At 58.8% G+C, this 417-nt stretch carries 1 protein-coding gene; it reads left to right on the plus strand.

The window, feature by feature from the left end:
• On the plus strand, positions 1–417 hold a 417-nt coding region (locus P0D80_RS51290; protein ID WP_408296654.1), incomplete at both ends, for a pentapeptide repeat-containing protein.

A 417-nucleotide genomic window follows, 5' to 3' on the forward strand; every position in this document is an offset into this window, starting at 1 on the left:
CTGAAGGTTTCCGAGAATGCAGGCAATAACGGCGCTGTTCTCAGCATTACTGTGGGAACCGGCGTGACGTCTGAGTCTTTTGCCATCGAGGGTGGCACCATCGATGCCCTCAGGGCAGTTCTGGAGCAGGAGATTGTTCGGCACGAGACAGATCATTATCGGTACAGGGAAGCCACCGAACGCATCCCACAGGCGAAACGGGCCTTGCTCAGAGGTGGGAACGTGGAGGGGATGAACCTGAGCCGGATGGACCTGAACGGGATGAACCTGAGCTGGGCGAACCTGAGCGGTGCGAAGCTGAGCGGGGCGAACCTGTGCGGGGCGAACCTGCACCGGGCCTACCTGAGCGGGGTGACCCTGCATCAGATGACATTGAAGTCCGGATGCATGGCTGCAATCTATGCCTTCAAACCATCA

It is taken from the genome of Paraburkholderia sp. RL17-373-BIF-A (assembly GCF_046030175.1).
GTDB lineage: Bacteria > Pseudomonadota > Gammaproteobacteria > Burkholderiales > Burkholderiaceae > Paraburkholderia.